Genomic DNA, 14,615 nt, shown 5'->3' on the forward strand with positions numbered 1-14,615 from the left:
ACGGATTCGCCCTGAGAAGGCGCCCGCTCCCGCGCCGGTCGAGCTGGTCACGACCCCCGGCAGTCGACCAGCACGACCTGCCGTGATCCCGCGCCGCCGACCTCGACGCCGACCTCGGCAAAGCGGACCACCTTCCGGCTGCCAGCGGGGACCTGCACGCAGTCCGGCCACCCGCCGTCGTGCACGCTCCCGTTCCTGTCGATCCACTGCGGCACCGAGTCACGGAACCCGTAGGTCCAGCCGCCCACGGGAAGGCTGACGACGTGGTCGCCCACGTAGGCGCGCGCGGTGTGCCAGGTCGCCTGGGTGGCATGCGCCTCCCCCAGGAGGTAGCCGCCGGCGCCACTGGCGATGGCGAGGCCTGCCAGTGCTGCCGCCATTGTCCGCCGCTTCATGAGTGCCCCTCTCCGACGTGTGGTGACGTCCCTCTCGGAAGTATGCGCACTGAGCACCGCTCCGGGGCGCGATCCGCGCGAACCTGCTCGGGGCCGTCGGAGCACATGCCCCGGGGCGGCGACGCGGCCGGGAAGGGGTTACCGGGTATGCCGGACCTGAGGGCAGCGCCCGAACGCGAGGAAGTGTGGGCTGGCCGCGATGAGGGCCGGATCGGACTCCAGCATCCGGGCGCAGCGGAGGGCTGACGGCAGGAGCGCCTCGAGGTCATCGGGGGCGGCGCGGTCCAGGGCCGGGGTGGTCGGTCCCTCCAGGCCGAGGACGATGACGTCCTGCAGGCCGACCTCCCGTAGTTCTTCGGCGAGCTCCTCGTGGTGGTGGAAGTACGCCGTGGTGAAGCCGTCCGGGTCGTCGGCGTGCTGCCCGTCGGCGAGCAAGGAGCGCAGCTCGGTTTCGGTCTCGTCGTCGATGTCACCGGTGGCGGCCAGCTCGAGCAGCGGCGCGTAGCGGTTGATCGCCGCCGCAACCACCAGGCCGCCGGCCCTGGTCACGCGCCGGGCCTCGGCGAGCGCGGACTGCCGGTCGCTCGCCGAGACGAGGTGGTAGAGCGGCCCCAGGAGCAGGGTCGCGTCGAAGCTGGCGTCGGCGTGGGGCAGAGCGCGGCCGTCGCCGTGATCGGCCTGGAAGCCGCCGTGCTGACGGGCCTGTTCGACGTGCTCGGGGACGGGGTCGAGGAGGTGCACCGCGAAGCCGTCCTCGCTCAGCCACCGGGCGTGGACCCCCGTGCCACCACCGACGTCGAGCACGGCTGCGGGCGGCCCAGGTAGGAAGCGACGGAGAAGCTCTTGCGTGCGCAGGTACTCGATGCGGCCGTGGGCGGATCGGGTCAGTCGCTCATCTTCGCGGTAACGCTCGCGGTAGAAGGACATGATCAGGGGGTCGAACTCCATGGCCGTCATGGACCGCATCCTCCCGAGCGACATCTCATGATGTCTTCCGAGAATCGTTGCAGGTGGGGTCGACGGGATCAGGCGACGAAGATGCAGAAGGGGTGGCCGGACAGGTCCGCCAGGACGTACAACGGCTCGTCCGGGTCGTCGGTGCGGTCCAGCAGCAGCTGCGCCCCGAGCGACTCAGCCCGCTCGCGCTGCCGCTCAAGCTCCGCACGGCTCGCGACGGTGAGGTCGAGGTGCATCTGCATCGGGACGTCATGGCCGGGCCACGTCGTCCGCTCCAGGCGCTCGACCTGCTGGAACGCCAGCTTGCGGGCGCCCTTCGCGTCCACGAGGACGAGCCAGTCGGCGTCGTCCACCTCACCCGCCGCGGGCGGGTCGTCGCCCTGCCGGTACCGCAGCCCCAGGAGCTGCCGATAGAACTCGGCGAGGGCTCGGGCGTCGGTGGTGTCGATGGCCGTGTGCAGCAGCTGCGGGTACTCAGCCATGGTCGCCTCCCCTTCGCCCGCATGGTTCCATGCCAGGCGCCGCTCCGCACCCATGGCATGCGGGGCAGCCGCAGCGCCAGTGCACGGGAGAACTCCCGGTCCGGTGTCCGGCGCCGTGGCTAGGGTCGGTGGGTGACCTTCCAACAGCAGCGAGACGACTACCTGGCCGCGCTCGGCTGGGTTGCCGATCTCATGGCCTCGACGCCGCCGGCGCAGCTGGGTCTGCCCACACCGTGCGCGGAGTATGACGCGCGCACCCTGATGGGACACCTGATCGGCACCGCGGAACGCGGTCTTGGCACGGCTGAGCGGCGCTCGACCAGCCACGTCCCGCACGTGGTCACGGACGTGCCCGACGAGGAGCTCGCGAGCACCTATGCCGCTCTGGCCAGGCGGATCGGTGATGCGTGGGCGGCGTTGTCCGGCGGCGACCAGGTCCGGGCCCCCTGGGGTGAGTGCAGTGCCCGTGAAGCCGCGCGGGGGTTCACGGTGGAGACCGTCACCCACGGTTGGGACCTGGCTGTTGCGACCGGCCGTGACAGCGAGGCCCCCGACGGCATCGCAGCACGGTGCCTGATGGTTGCCGAGTCGGTCATTCCGGGACGTCTGCGCGGCGTGATGTATGCCGAGTCGGTGCCGGCTGAGCTCGGTGCATCGACCACCGAGCAGCTGGCGAACCTGCTGGGCCATCAGCGTCTGTGAGGGGGCGGGCATGAACGGTGTGAGGCATCCCCGACTGCATCCCCTCCTGGCGCAGCGGTGGAGTCCGACGACCTTCGAGGGGTCCCACGAGGCGACCTCAGCGGAGGTCGCCTCGCTCCTCGAGGCTGCTCGGTGGGCGCCGTCGGCCGGCAACTCACAACCCTGGGCGTTCATCACCGCCCGGCGCGGAGACGCCGTGCACAGGCGGCTTCTTCCCCACCTCAGCGCAAGCTCGGCCACGTGGGTGCCGTCCGCAAGCATCCTGGTCGTGAACTTGTGCCACCGGTACGTCGAGGAGACCGACTGGGAGTTCTCCGAGTTCTCGCTCTACGACCTGGGCCAGGCCGTCGCCCACATGACCATCCAGGCGCAGTCCCTTGGCTTGTTCGCTCGCCAGTTCCGGGCGTTCGACCAGGCAGGAGTCGCAGCCGAGTTCGACGTGCCGGACCACTGGCAGGTCACGACGATGTCCGCCTTCGGGCGGGTCGCGTCGACCGACATGCCCTCAGGGCCGGCGGAGCCAGCGACCTCCTCGGGTGCTCGGGAGCGGCGACCGACCTCCGCGATCGACTGGCTGACGGGAGATCGCCGCTGACGTCTCGGCGGTCAGGGGACGGCGTCGTGCGGCGGGTCGGTCAACCGCGGCTGCGCCTCGGTGGCCGGGTGGGCCAGCGCGGGGTTGCACTTGGGGCAGTCCCGCCGACGTCCGGAGTGCCGGAACCCGGTCAGGGTGACGTGCTGCAGCCCGAACCACACGTCATACCCGGGCTTGAGCTTGGGTGGGTTCGGTTCAGCGGTCATGAAGCCCACTGTGCCCGCTCCGCGCCCCGAGAGAGCCCTGTTTCGCCCTTTTGGGAGTGGCGTTGGAGCTCGCCTCAGGGGAGCGCCGGTCCACCGCGTCGCCACCTGTCGGGCCAGCCCTGCGCCACCCACTGCGCCTGAGGCGGGTGCCCCGCGCGTCCGAGCAGGACGACCTCGTCAATGGCCTGAACTCTTCGTCGCGCGACGACCTCCATGACGTCGATCGGCACGGCACAGCCGTATCCGTCGAGGAACGCCTCGATCCGACGCAGCGCATCGACCGGTGTGGGCAGCCGTCGTCGCCGAAGCTCCGCGTCGTCGGCGTCGAACGGGGCGGGGCGAACCAGTACTGCGCGTAGGCGATGTCGCTCATCTGCTCCGCGGGACGCGCCATGTCCCGGTCGAAGAGGCCCACCGCGTGCCCGTCGACCCAGGCCATGTTCGTCGGCTTCGGGTCACCGTGGCAGACCACCCGCCCTCCTCGGCCGGGACGGCCCACCGCGGCTTGATCGAGGGACGCCAACCTGTGGTGGCTTCATGAACAGCGCGCAACAGCGCGCCAGCTGACCGGACGCCTGGCAACGAAGCCTGATGTGGCCAGGCGTCGTCGCCTCCGGCGCCGGGACCGAGACGCACCGTCTCCACGCCACCCTCGATGCCCAACGGTTCGGGCACAGGCAGCCTCGCCTCGTGCAGATGCTGCAGCAAGGAGTGCACGGTCTCCGTCCACGGCGCGGCCGGGCGCTGGCCGGTGATGGTCACGCGTCGAGAACCAGCCACCCCTCGACCGTAGCGACCCGCGTAGCCGACGCGCTGGCACGCCTGCTGTCAGCCATTGATGGTTGTCGGGCCGGTTTGCCTCCTCGCGGTGCGATGTTGCGACATGATGGGGCCTCGGGCTTGGGCCGTTTGGGGGCGCAGCTCTGACGCTTGCGCTGGTGTCCTGTCCTCCCGGCCGTCGCTGGGAGAGGGGACGCACCGGCAAGGCCAGTCGCGACGGCGGAGGTCCGGAAGGGGAGGCTGCCATGTGGCAGTTCGTGATCATCGGGGTCGTCGTGCTGCTCGGCTTCGGGCTGGCATTCGACCGGGTCCGCGGCAGTGGTGGCGAGGCCCGTCAGCGCCACGACGACCCGGCCCAGAATCAGGCCGAGGCGTATTCGGTGGTCAACCGGATGAAGAACCAGTCCGGCGGCGGGGCCCTCTGATGTGGGTTCTGGTCGGGTTGGCCGTGCTGGTTCTCCTGCTGATCGCGGGACGCCTCGCTTTGGGCCGTGGCAAGACACCTGCGGACTTCCTGGATCCGACGATGCGCGCCGAGGCGGACAGCCACCGCGGTCTTGGCGGCCCCTACGGTGGCCTCTGATCGCTGCCCTCCAGCTTGCTCCACCAAGTGCCTGGGTCGCCGGTGACGCCTTGCACCCGCGACCACCTCGTCGCGCGCAGGGGCCGCGCCAACCACCAGCGCCTGCAGGTAGAGGGCACGGCCTAGTTGCACGTGGACTGCACAACAGGCGCGACTGATGCCAACGGGCGCTGTCTCCAAGAGGGAGTCAGCGCCCGTTTCGCCTGTCCAGGCGGGGTTCTGCGTGTGGAGCGGGTGACGGGAATCGAACCCGCACTGTCAGCTTGGGAAGTGCACTGGGGTGGGTTATTTCCCTTGTTTCCCAGTGGGTTTCGTGGCCTCGGGTGACCGTGAAACACGGTGTTCAACCGGTCTCTGTGGCCCGTGTGTGGCCCGGAAATCGCCCGAGCCAGGGCGGCAGGAACCACGCGGGTCTGCGCATCGACCGGACCTCGACTTGCTGGCTGGTGACCCGCTGCGATGCGGGTGCGGGAGCCAGGTCAACGCGGGTGAGGAGCCGGGCGGGCCGGGTCGGTGCAGCTGGTGCTTCGAGCGCCCGGCCACGAGCGGACCTCCGTCGTCGCCAGCGCCTGAGAAGGTAGCCGAGCAGTAGGGGAGCAGGCATCTCGACCAAGATCGGGGTGCCCGTTGCTGTGTGCGCGGGGTGCGGTGGGGTGCGCGAGGACGGCGCGAAGCGCCGCCCGCAGTGCGGGGTCCCACCGCGGGGCCCCGCGCCGCCGCGGCGGAGCCGCGGCTTTAAGCCAGAGAAGAAACTCCGCTCCGATGCATGTATGCACGGTTGCCCGCCATCGGCAGAAGCACGGCAGAAGCACGGCATCCGTCCGCCAGCTGATCCATCAGTCGAGCGCGGATCGCGGCATGTCACTGCGTTGGATGCGCGCCCCCGACGGCCGGCTTCGCCGATTCGATGAGTTGGAGGTGGTTTCGAGCCACACCCATGGGGACATGCTGCACACTGCTACTAGCGGCTCGCACCGCGAGCTGTGGCGCCGACTGGGGGGACTGCATGAACCAGAATGTCGTGAGTGACTCGGCCGACGTTTACCCGGCTAAGTTCGTTTCGAAGCCGTGGGGGCGCGAGATGATCTTCGCCGAGATTGACGATCTGTATGTGGGAAAAGTTCTCTACGTCAATGCCGGGGAGTCCCTTAGCCTGCAGCTTCACAACGAGAAGACCGAGACGATTTGCGTGGTCGCGGGGCGGGGCCGCCTGGAGTTTGGCTCCGATCCCGACGCATTGGAGGGCGCCGCGTTCGGACCGGGTGACGTCGTGCATCTCCCCGCTGGGGTTCTCCACCGGCTCAGCGCTGAAGAGAATCTGGTCGTGGCCGAGGTCTCCACCGCCTTCTCCGGCTGGAGGGATGACGTCGTCCGGGTTGACGATCGTTATGGTCGCTCGGGGACCACGGCGCCCTAGTTGGTATGCCTGGGCTACACGACCTGACCGTCGCTCTCGGAGCTCAAGTCAGCTACACCGCAGACCGAGGGTGTGACCTGACTCGGCTCTTGGACGGCGGGGAGTTGAGTGAATGTTGAAGGATGCCAATCCCCACCGCGCTGGTTCGGTGCCCTCGCATCGCCTGCTGCCTCATGAGAAGGCATGGGTCGGATATGTCGCGCGACGGCAGGCGGCCACCCCGAACGCCACCTACCAACGGTTACTCAGCAAGTACGGTCCGGAAGGTGCAAGGCTCCTGATCGCTGGCTACGTGACGAGCGTTCCCTGCGGAGCGCTCGTGCTCGCGGGGATCATTCTGCTCATCGCTTCCGGTGGGGGCGTGGGTCTTCTTCGAGTCGGCGGCGCTGCGATGGCCGTCGGATGCGCGGGCCAGATCCTCCCGTTCCTGCGTGCCTGGCAATGTTCGGTTGCGGGCCGACGATTCCGCGCGGGTGTGGCCCACACCGTTGACGCGCCCTAGATCGCTGCCGCGGGCCGCCCGAGCGCTAGTTGCCCCATGGCAATGAGCCGATTCACATAGGGCAATTCCTGCTCGGTGAGTTCGGGGAGGAGCCGGTAGAGGTCCTCCAGGCACCTCTGCACGACGCCGCGTCGCCAGTCGTCGAGTTCGCCGGTTCCGCTGAGCCACACGTAGACGCAACTGCCGAGGGAGTCGTCGGTGAGCATGAAGTCAACCCCGGCGATGTCCTCCTCGGCCTTCAAGCGTGGCGGGTACTCGGCGGCCATGAACTCCTGCATCAGGAGTCTGGCCCGCTCCCGGCGCTCGGTGAGTGTCACTGGGCCAGTGTGGCCACCGCGCCCCCGCCCGTGCAGGCGAAAGGTAATGCTTTGGTAAAGGTTCGCAGCCGGGTGCAGCAGTGCAACCGGGTGCATCTAGTGCTGGTTGTTTCTCATTACGTCGCAACTGGTTGTAACTGGTGCTGGTTGTTCGCGAAAACCCCCTCCTTTCAACCCTGTTCACGTTCCTGCCTGCGTCGGTGGGGTGTGGCTTACTGGTCGGGCAAACCGGACAAGCGGTCTCGACCGAGGTGGGGTGAGCAGGCGTGGATCCCGAGCTGGTGCTGCCCAACCTGTCTCCCCGGGTGGAGGCGCAGGTCGTGGCCCGGATGGTCTCCAAGGACCGCCACGAGTGGGCGGACCAGGCGGCGCGGACCGGGCACTGCTCCAAGCCGGTCCGGCTGCGCGGCCGCACCCTGGCGGTGGACACCAGGACTGGGGAGGTCAGGACGACGTACGCCTCGGACTGGGAGGAGTCCGGGGTTGCGTTCATCCGGTGCGGTAACCGCCGCGAGTCGGTCTGCGTGGCCTGTGCGCGGGAGTACGCCTCGGATACGTGGCACCTGATCCGGGCCGGCGCCGCGGGAGGGGACAAGGGTGTGCCTTCGTCGGTGAGTGAGCACCCGATGGTCTTCGCCACGGTCACCGCCCCCTCGTTCGGGTTGGTGCATTCGGCGAAGAAGCCCGGCACGGTCGGCTCGACCCGCTGCCGCCCGAGGAGAACCAAGGCCCTGTGCCCGCACGGCCGACCGATGTGGTGCTCGGCCACCCACGCCCCGGACGACCCCGAGGCCGGGCAGCCGCTGTGCGAGGGGTGCTACGACTACGACTCGCACGTGGTCTGGCAGTACCACGCTTCCGAGCTGTGGCACCGGCTGCGGACCGCCCTGGGCCGTCATCTCGCCCGCCGCCTGGGCATCCCCGCCACGCGGCTGGATGACGTCCTCTCGATCCAGTTCGCCAAGGTCGCCGAGTACCAGCTGCGCGGCATCATCCACTTCCACGCCCTCCTGAGGATCGACGGGCCCAAGGACGCGGGCCCGTTCCCCCCACCCCCGGTGCAGGTCAGCGCGCGGGTGCTGGCCGAGGCCTTCCGCTCCGCCGCCGCGGCCGCCACCTACACCGCCGCCCCGGCCGGTGACGACGACACCACCCGGGTCCTCGGCTTCGGGCAGCAGGTCGACGCCCGCCCGGTCTCCCGCACCGCCCGCGAAGGCCTGGACACCCAGCAGCTCAGCCCCGAGCAGGTCGCGGGGTACATCGCCAAGTACGCCTCCAAGTCCGCCGACGACATCTCCCCGACCACCCGAGACACCGCCCACGTCTCCCGGATCAAGGCCACCGTCGCCCGGCTCGCCTACGCGTGCGAGACGTCGACGACGTTGCGGGACTGGCCGACCGACAACAAGGGCCGCCGCCCCTACGAGACCTTGGGCAAGTGGGAGCACATGCTCGGCTTCCCCGGGCACTTCGCGACCAAGTCCCGCCGCTACTCCACCACCCGGGCCGCTATCCGCAGCGAACGGCGCCGGTTCCAGATCGCCAAGTCCAACAAGGAGCACGCCCAGCGCGTCCTCGACCTCACCGGCCAGGACACCTCGGCCGAGGCGGAGGAGGAGACCACCCTCGTCGTCGGCCAGTGGGAGTACGTCGGCATGGGCTGGCTGACCGACGGCGACGCCGCCCTGGCTACCGCCGCCGCGGTGTGGACCCGCGAGCACAGAAGAGAACAGGCGGCCGCCCGCCGCCACGCAGCTGAGAACAGTCGACGCCCTCGGGGTGTCGAGACCATTTCGAGGAGCACTCATGTCTGATCGGCGCAAGGCCGAGGTGGTGACACCCGGCAAGAACAATGAGACGGTCCCGGGGCCGGGGTTGCTCACCTTGGACGAGGCGGCGCAGTACCTCAACATGTCGCCGCGGTTCATGCGACGTGCAGCGGCTGAACGTCGCGTCGCGTTCATCAAGGTCGGACGCTCGGTGCGGTTCAAGATCGCCGACCTGGACGAGTGGATCGAGGAGAGCCGCGTCGAGCCGCTGACGATCAACGACGTCTGGCGCTCGGCTCGGCGGATCGCCTGATGGGTCGCCGTCACTTCGGCAGCGTCCGGCAGCGCGACTCCGGGCGGTGGCAGGTCCGGTACCGCGGGCCTGACGGGCTCCTGCGGTCGGCGCCGGAGACCTTCGCCCGCAAGTCAGAGGCCGAGCGCTACCTGACGCTGCTGGAGACCCGGATGATCAACGGCGACTGGGTCGACCCTCTGCGGGGAAAGGTCATGCTCGAGGTCTACGCCGCCGACTGGATCACCCACCGAGCCGGCCTGCGGCCCCGCACGGTCGAGCTCTACCGCTGGATCCTCGGGCGGCACATCGCCCCGACGCTCGGTCGGGTGCCGCTGGCCAAGCTGGACACGCCCCTGATCCGCGAGTGGCGCTCCAACCTGCTCGCCCAGGGCGTCTCCGAGGGTTCGGTCGCCAAGGCCTACCGGCTGCTGCGGGCCATCCTGACGACCGCGGTCGATGAGGACCGGTTGATCGCGGCCAATCCCTGCCGGATCAAGGGCGCCGGGCAGCAGAAGAGCGTCGAACGCCCAGTGCTGACGCTGCCGCAGGTCTTCCAGCTCGTCGCCCTCGTCCCGGAGCGGTGGCAGGCGTTCATCCTGCTCAAGACCTTCGCCTCGCTCCGGTGGGGCGAGATCACCGCGTTGACCCGGGCGGACCTCGACCTTGTCACCCGTCGCGTGCGCGTCCGGCGGCAGCTGCTGGAGCGCCGCAACGGGGCGATCGAGTCAGGGCCAACCAAGTCCCGGGCGGGCAACCGCAGCGTCGCGATCCCCGAGCTGATCGTGCCGGCCCTCGTCACGCACCTGGGCAAGTACACCGCCGAGGGGCCGCTCGCGCTGGTCTTCGCCGGGCTCAACGGCCAGCCCCTGCGTCGGTCCAACTTCAACAAGTCGGTCGACTGGCGCGCTGCCGTGGATGCGGTCGGCGTTCCCGGCCTGCACCTGCACGACCTGCGGCACACCGGCAACATGCTCGCCGCCGCGACCGGCGCGAGCCTGAAGGACCTGATGACCCGGATGGGCCACGACAGCCCCGCCGCCGCGCTGATCTACCAGCACGCCTCGGCCGAGGCTGACGCCGCGATCGCCGACGCCATCAACGCCCGCCTGACCCTGCACTTCGGGGCCTCGACTGAGGACTCGGCATGACGGCGCTGTGGCCCGTGTGTGGCCCGGCGGCGGCCAAGGACGGGTATGAGAAAAGCCCAGGTCGTGGGCGAAACGCCTCTGACCTGGGCTTTTGCTGTGGAGCGGGTGACGGGAATCGAACCCGCACTGTCAGCTTGGGAAGCTGATGTTCTGCCATTGAACTACACCCGCATGCGCCACCGACCAGCACTCGGTCCCGGCGCGCGACGCAGTCTAGCCCAGCCGGACGGCCCGCCCGCCACCGACGCACGGGCCGCGCCCCGCCCAGCAATCGACCGCAGCATCCTCACCAGCCCCCGGCACTGAGGCGTCCGGGTGCACCAAGGGCAGCCCCTCGAAGAATGCCCAGTGGCCAGGGCTCATCACCGAGGAGAAGGGCGAACGTCTCGTAGCGACTGCTCCCCCATTGCTCACGACGAACCAACGCGATGGTGTCCGTACCGCGCTGGTGAGGTGAGCACGGGAGCAAGTGTGTGTTCCCAGCCCGCCTTATCAGGATATTTCTCGAATATGCTCATTGCAGGTTTACGCAAATCCACATGCACATCCTCGACCCCGCCCTCCGGAGTCTAACTTGCTGTCCGCCGGGGGGGATCCCCCAAAGGGATGAGGAGGGGATATGCGTAGATCTATTGGACGAGTGCGGGCCATAAGCCGGGCGGGATTCGGCGCACTGGCCTTGGTTTCACCCATCTTGATGAGCATCTCTACGGCAGGCGAGGCTCATGCCGGCCAGGTCATTCCGGGTGGACACCTCGACTACTACCAGGCCGTTGAAGTCAGCAGCTACTCCAATGCCATCGATCTGGACCGCCGTATCGGAGCTTGCAGCACCTCCCCGGGGGGCTCATGCACCATCACACACGGCGAGAGCCTTAGCACGACGGTCGGCACGGCTCTCGGCATGACCAAATATGACGTGTCTGCGGAGATCAAGGTCGACATCACCGCCTCAAACTCCACCGACGTGAGCTGCAGTTCGCCGGTATTCGGCAACAACCACGGCAAGCAGTGGGTTGCTCACGACAGAGGTGTGCGGAAGTACTACCGCCTCCAACACGTGACGCGCGTCAACTACGGGTACCCCACGCACTACGTCACCTCGGGCGTGCTCACAGCCTTCCAGCCCTACAGGTCTCAGATCTTCTGCCGGTTCGAGTAGCCAGCCAGTCCTGAAACCAGTCGGCGCGGTTGCCCCTCTGCCTGGGGTGCCGCGCCGACTGCGCTGCGCCCCACTTCGTCCAACGAGTTCCTTTCCTACTTCACGTGAAGATCGCCGGCTCCGCCCGCGCTCACCCCCGCTCCTCGGCGGCCTCTGCTTCCGCCTACGGGCTGCGCTGGCTCGCCGTCCTCGGCTGCAGTACCGACCGCGCCCCGCGGGCCAACACAACTTGCCCAGCACCCGTCCTCGACACCTGACCAGCGCCTATCTCGATTCGCTCGCCCGCCCCATCAACTCGGCGGCAACCCCACGGTGGCGCCCCACCTCAGGCGCATCGGGCGGGACCAAGCCCGTCGATAGAAGACGTCGACGTCGTGGACCAGGCACGCCGCGGCGACCCGGCGGCCACGGCCGGGTCGCAGGGCGGGGCCGCTAGGTGTGCCAGGCGACGCCGGCGGAAGACACGGTCGCGGTCAGCCCCCGTTGGTGCACCACGGTGTGGTGCCGGGCGCAGAGGAGGGCGAGGTTGGCCAGGTCCGTGGGACCGCCGTTGACCCAGTGACGCACGTGGTGCGCGTGGCACCATGGAGCGGGCCGGGTGCATCCGGGGAAGGTGCACCCGGCATCCCTCACCCACAGCGCCGCCAGCAGTCGCGGGGTCACGAGGCGCCGCAGTCGGCCCACGTCGAGGACCCCGCCGTCACCCCCGAGGACCATCGGGACCACCGAGGCGTCGCACGCCAGCTTGCGGACGGTCTCCGGCGCCAGCAGCTCGCCCGTCAGCGTGGTCCTGTGGCCCAGCCCCGCCCGCAGCGAGTCGAGGTCCATGGTCACGATGACCTGGGACTTCGTCGTCGTGGGTGCGTCGCCACCGGCCGCAGCGGCCCGCCGGCAGACCTCGAGGAGGGCCTCCGCCCACCGTTGCCCGGGCGAGCGCAGGTCGGGACCGCCCTCGTCGGAGGGCTGGGGCGCCGACAAGGGGTCGATCGCCGCGTCGAGCACCGCGGCAGCCTCGGGGTCGAGGCGCAGGTGGTAGTCGCTCATCCCGTCGTCGTGCACCGCCTTGCTCAGGGAGCACCCTCGCTTGAGCAGGTCCTCCTCACGCTGGAACGCGTCCTCGTGCCCGTGCATCGCCAGGATCCGGCTGCGCAGCTCGCGCAGGTGCTTCGGGAACCCGTCGGCCGCCACCTGGGTGAACCACCCCACCACCTGCTCCTCGGCGCCGGCCGCCAGCCGCGGCCGCAGCTTGTCGATCTCGGTCAGCGCCACCGCCGCGTTGCGGGTGCCGACCCGACCGTCCAGCACCGCCTCCGCGAGGCGCCGGTTGCGCGGGTCGCGGCATGCGGTTGCCACGCGCGCGAGCCGGGTCGCCTCACCCGGGGCCAGGCCTCGCATGTGGGTCATCAGCCAGTCCGGGGTGTTGGCCGCGGTCGACTGCGCGACCACGCCCCGGGTGTCGACCTCAACAACCATGGCCACCGCCGTCGCATCGCTCTGGCGGGCCAGCTCGTCGAGCTCGCCCGCCAGCGCCGCGAGCTCCGCGCAAGGCACCTGGAAGAGCACCGCCCGCAGATGCGCAAGGTGCGCAGCTGCGGCGCGCACGGCCTCGCGGCACTCGGTTGCAGTGGTCCCCTCCATGACCTGAACCTAGCCGCCACCACTGACAGTCCAGCCGCTCAAACGAGCCCGAAAACCGTTGCCAGAAAAAGAAATTCGCGACCACAGGGGTGACGTATGCCGTCACCCTCAGTGACGGCCGCGCCACACCTTCGCGGGTCCCAAGACGCGGGAAGAGAGCTCCACGAGCCGCAGCTCCGGCGGCGTCCGGCACCCGACCTGCGCACACGGCATACCGGGGCGGACCGGAGGCGCTAGCGTGTGGCGCGTGCTGCTCTCCGACCGTGACATCCGGGCCCAGGTCGACGACGGACGGGTCGTGCTCGACCCCTACGACGCGGCCATGATCCAGCCCTCGAGCATCGACGTGCGCCTGGACAAGTTCTTCCGGTTGTTCGACAACCACAAGTACCCCTTCATCGACCCCGCCACGGACCAGCCGGACCTCACCCGGCTCGTGGAGGTCGAGGACGGCGAGCCGTTCATCCTGCACCCGGGGGAGTTCGTCCTCGGCTCGACCTACGAGCAGGTCACGCTGCCCGACGACATCGCGGCGCGGCTGGAGGGCAAGTCCTCGCTGGGCCGCCTGGGCCTGCTCACCCACTCCACGGCCGGCTTCATCGACCCCGGATTCACCGGCCACGTCACGCTGGAGCTGTCCAACGTCGCGACCCTGCCGATCAAGCTGTGGCCGGGCATGAAGATCGGCCAGATGTGCTTCTTCCGGCTGACCAGCCCCGCGGAGAAGCCCTACGGCACCCAGGCCTACGGCTCCCGCTACCAGGGCCAGCGCGGCCCCACCGCCAGCCGGTCGTTCCAGAACTTCCACCGCACCGACGTCTGAGGTCGGTCCAGCCGCGCGCAGCTGAGCCCGCGGCGAGCTCTCACCGGTCCGGATCCACAGGGGATTCACAGGCCGAACATCCCGCCTCGCCGCGGCTCCGAACCTCACCATGAACGTGCCGGAACATCCGGCCCGGACCGGAGGTTTGACCAGACGTGGCTCCACGCACACCGACGCTGACCGTCGACTTCGCCGGCGACGACCCACAGGCCGTCGCGCTCGTGCTGCACGGGGGCCAGCAGCGCAGCGGCCGCCCCGTGCACCCGTGGAACCTCGCCGCGCTGCGCATGGTCCCCTTCGCCCGGCGGATCGCCGAGGTCGGCGACGGTCGGATCGCGGTCGCGCGCCTGCGGTATGCCGTGCGGGGCTGGAACGCCCCCGCCCTCGCCCCGGTGGCCGACACCGAGTGGGCCCTCGACGAGGTCCGGGCGCGGCTCGGTGACCTGCCCGTCGCCCTCGTCGGCCACTCCATGGGTGGCCGCAGCGCCATCTATGCCGCCGGGCACGACAGTGTCACGACGGTGGTCGGGCTCGCCCCGTGGCTCGAGCAGGGTGACCCTTCCGAGCAGCTCGGCGGCCGCCAGGTCCTCCTCGTCCACGGGACCGCCGACCGCATGACCTCCCACCGGGCGACCGCCAACTTCGCCAACCGGATCAAGGCCGAGGGTGTCGACGTCACGCTCGTGCACCGCCTCGGCGAGCGGCACGCCATGCTGCGCAACGCCTCCGCGTGGCACGACCTCGCCGCCGACTTCACCTGCAGCAGCCTGGTCGGGGCCGCGCCCTCGGCCATCGTCGACACCCGCAAGGACGCCGCGTCCTGACCCCCGGCGGCCCAGCACGC

The 14,615-nt window shown here is 69.7% G+C and carries 17 protein-coding genes, 1 tRNA gene and 2 pseudogenes; 12 read left to right on the plus strand and 8 right to left on the minus strand.

The features are described 5' to 3' along the window. Positions 1-47: 47 nt before the first annotated feature. The 3 genes from FB474_RS17885 to FB474_RS17895 form a co-directional block, all read right to left on the minus strand. Positions 48-395, minus strand: a complete 348-nt coding sequence (locus tag FB474_RS17885) for a hypothetical protein (RefSeq protein ID WP_141790220.1) — start codon at positions 393-395, stop codon at positions 48-50. Between the two features lie 138 nt (positions 396-533). After that, positions 534-1,352, minus strand: a complete 819-nt coding sequence (locus FB474_RS17890; protein ID WP_141790221.1) for a class I SAM-dependent methyltransferase — start codon at positions 1,350-1,352, stop codon at positions 534-536. Between the two features lie 68 nt (positions 1,353-1,420). Further along, positions 1,421-1,834: a VOC family protein gene (locus tag FB474_RS17895; protein ID WP_141790222.1), complete on the minus strand. Its 414-nt coding sequence runs from the start codon at positions 1,832-1,834 to the stop codon at positions 1,421-1,423. Positions 1,835-1,966: 132 nt separating this feature from the next. On the opposite strand from FB474_RS17895, the gene FB474_RS17900 reads away from it, so the two are divergent. The 3 genes and pseudogenes from FB474_RS17900 (at position 1,967) to FB474_RS21250 (ending at position 3,131) form a co-directional block, all read left to right on the plus strand. Then, positions 1,967-2,536 (plus strand): TIGR03086 family metal-binding protein, encoded by a 570-nt coding sequence (locus FB474_RS17900; protein ID WP_141790223.1) that lies wholly within the window; start codon positions 1,967-1,969, stop codon positions 2,534-2,536. Between the two features lie 10 nt (positions 2,537-2,546). Beyond that, a pseudogene (locus FB474_RS21550) lies at positions 2,547-2,750 on the plus strand (nitroreductase family protein); the annotation flags it as partial. A gap of 54 nt (positions 2,751-2,804) precedes the next feature. Then, a complete protein-coding gene (locus FB474_RS21250) occupies positions 2,805-3,131 on the plus strand; it encodes a nitroreductase family protein (RefSeq protein WP_246092597.1) in 327 nt (108 codons plus the stop codon). 11 nt (positions 3,132-3,142) lie between these two features. On the opposite strand, the gene FB474_RS17910 is transcribed toward FB474_RS21250, so the two are convergent. Beyond that, a complete protein-coding gene (locus FB474_RS17910; protein ID WP_141790225.1) occupies positions 3,143-3,337 on the minus strand; it encodes a hypothetical protein in 195 nt (64 codons plus the stop codon). 146 nt (positions 3,338-3,483) lie between these two features. Between FB474_RS17910 and FB474_RS21255 the strand changes: the two genes are divergently transcribed. Next, positions 3,484-3,696, plus strand: a complete 213-nt coding sequence (locus tag FB474_RS21255; RefSeq protein WP_246092598.1) for a hypothetical protein — start codon at positions 3,484-3,486, stop codon at positions 3,694-3,696. Between the two features lie 23 nt (positions 3,697-3,719). Here the strand turns inward: FB474_RS21255 and FB474_RS21555 are convergent. Continuing rightward, positions 3,720-3,776: pseudogene (locus tag FB474_RS21555) on the minus strand (hypothetical protein); the annotation flags it as partial. A 586-nt stretch (positions 3,777-4,362) separates the two neighbouring features. Between FB474_RS21555 and FB474_RS17920 the strand changes: the two are divergent. Both FB474_RS17920 and FB474_RS17925 read left to right on the plus strand, forming a co-directional pair. Further along, positions 4,363-4,542, plus strand: a complete 180-nt coding sequence (locus FB474_RS17920; protein ID WP_141790227.1) for a hypothetical protein — start codon at positions 4,363-4,365, stop codon at positions 4,540-4,542. 1,164 nt (positions 4,543-5,706) lie between these two features. Next, complete coding sequence (locus FB474_RS17925; protein ID WP_141790228.1) at positions 5,707-6,117, plus strand: cupin domain-containing protein; 411 nt, start codon at positions 5,707-5,709, stop codon at positions 6,115-6,117. A gap of 498 nt (positions 6,118-6,615) precedes the next feature. Here the strand turns inward: FB474_RS17925 and FB474_RS17930 are convergent, their stop codons facing one another. Then, a complete protein-coding gene (locus tag FB474_RS17930) occupies positions 6,616-6,936 on the minus strand; it encodes a hypothetical protein (RefSeq protein WP_141790229.1) in 321 nt (106 codons plus the stop codon). A gap of 266 nt (positions 6,937-7,202) precedes the next feature. Here FB474_RS17930 and FB474_RS17935 point away from each other — a divergent pair, with 266 nt between their 5' ends. Genes FB474_RS17935 through FB474_RS17945 form a run of 3 tightly spaced genes read left to right on the plus strand, consistent with a single transcriptional unit; the run spans position 7,203 to position 10,148 of the window. Beyond that, the gene (locus FB474_RS17935; protein ID WP_141790230.1) at positions 7,203-8,750 is read left to right on the plus strand and encodes a replication initiator; all 1,548 of its coding nucleotides are present in this window, start codon (positions 7,203-7,205) and stop codon (positions 8,748-8,750) included. Then, entirely contained in the window at positions 8,743-9,018 is a 276-nt protein-coding gene (locus FB474_RS17940; protein WP_185746253.1) for a helix-turn-helix domain-containing protein, read from the plus strand. Before FB474_RS17935 ends, FB474_RS17940 begins: the two co-directional genes overlap by 8 nt. Then, positions 9,018-10,148, plus strand: coding sequence for a tyrosine-type recombinase/integrase (locus tag FB474_RS17945; RefSeq protein WP_141790231.1), 1,131 nt, complete (start codon positions 9,018-9,020; stop codon positions 10,146-10,148). Before FB474_RS17940 ends, FB474_RS17945 begins: the two co-directional genes overlap by 1 nt. 97 nt (positions 10,149-10,245) lie before the next feature. Here FB474_RS17945 and FB474_RS17950 read toward each other — a convergent pair. Then, positions 10,246-10,319, minus strand: a tRNA-Gly gene (locus FB474_RS17950). A 526-nt stretch (positions 10,320-10,845) separates the two neighbouring features. Here FB474_RS17950 and FB474_RS17955 point away from each other — a divergent pair. Further along, positions 10,846-11,310 carry a hypothetical protein gene (locus FB474_RS17955; RefSeq protein WP_141790232.1) on the plus strand — a complete coding sequence of 155 codons (465 nt, stop codon included), beginning with the start codon at positions 10,846-10,848 and terminating at the stop codon, positions 11,308-11,310. Between the two features lie 432 nt (positions 11,311-11,742). Here the strand turns inward: FB474_RS17955 and FB474_RS17960 are convergent, their stop codons facing one another. Next, positions 11,743-12,948 (minus strand): HNH endonuclease signature motif containing protein, encoded by a 1,206-nt coding sequence (locus FB474_RS17960; protein WP_141790233.1) that lies wholly within the window; start codon positions 12,946-12,948, stop codon positions 11,743-11,745. A gap of 247 nt (positions 12,949-13,195) precedes the next feature. Here FB474_RS17960 and dcd point away from each other — a divergent pair, with 247 nt between their 5' ends. Both dcd and FB474_RS17970 read left to right on the plus strand, forming a co-directional pair. Beyond that, entirely contained in the window at positions 13,196-13,771 is a 576-nt protein-coding gene (gene dcd / locus FB474_RS17965) for a dCTP deaminase (RefSeq protein ID WP_141790234.1), read from the plus strand. 155 nt (positions 13,772-13,926) lie between these two features. Further along, positions 13,927-14,595 carry an alpha/beta fold hydrolase gene (locus FB474_RS17970; RefSeq protein ID WP_141790235.1) on the plus strand — a complete coding sequence of 223 codons (669 nt, stop codon included), beginning with the start codon at positions 13,927-13,929 and terminating at the stop codon, positions 14,593-14,595. Positions 14,596-14,615: the final 20 nt, after the last annotated feature.

It is taken from the genome of Oryzihumus leptocrescens (genome assembly GCF_006716205.1).
Lineage (GTDB): Bacteria > Actinomycetota > Actinomycetes > Actinomycetales > Dermatophilaceae > Oryzihumus > Oryzihumus leptocrescens.

What these genes read in the sequence shown, in the direction of transcription:
- FB474_RS17885 (WP_141790220.1), bottom strand. Translation starts at nt 395, where the DNA reads ATGAAGCGGCGGACAATGGCGGCAGCACTGGCAGGCCTCGCCATCGCC.
- FB474_RS17890 (WP_141790221.1), bottom strand. Translation starts at nt 1,352, where the DNA reads ATGACGGCCATGGAGTTCGACCCCCTGATCATGTCCTTCTACCGCGAG.
- FB474_RS17895 (WP_141790222.1), bottom strand. Translation starts at nt 1,834, where the DNA reads ATGGCTGAGTACCCGCAGCTGCTGCACACGGCCATCGACACCACCGAC.
- FB474_RS17910 (WP_141790225.1), bottom strand. Translation starts at nt 3,337, where the DNA reads ATGACCGCTGAACCGAACCCACCCAAGCTCAAGCCCGGGTATGACGTG.
- FB474_RS17920 (WP_141790227.1), top strand. Translation starts at nt 4,363, where the DNA reads ATGTGGCAGTTCGTGATCATCGGGGTCGTCGTGCTGCTCGGCTTCGGG.
- FB474_RS17925 (WP_141790228.1), top strand. Translation starts at nt 5,707, where the DNA reads ATGAACCAGAATGTCGTGAGTGACTCGGCCGACGTTTACCCGGCTAAG.
- FB474_RS17940 (WP_185746253.1), top strand. Translation starts at nt 8,743, where the DNA reads ATGTCTGATCGGCGCAAGGCCGAGGTGGTGACACCCGGCAAGAACAAT.
- FB474_RS17945 (WP_141790231.1), top strand. Translation starts at nt 9,018, where the DNA reads ATGGGTCGCCGTCACTTCGGCAGCGTCCGGCAGCGCGACTCCGGGCGG.
- FB474_RS17955 (WP_141790232.1), top strand. Translation starts at nt 10,846, where the DNA reads ATGAGCATCTCTACGGCAGGCGAGGCTCATGCCGGCCAGGTCATTCCG.
- FB474_RS17960 (WP_141790233.1), bottom strand. Translation starts at nt 12,948, where the DNA reads ATGGAGGGGACCACTGCAACCGAGTGCCGCGAGGCCGTGCGCGCCGCA.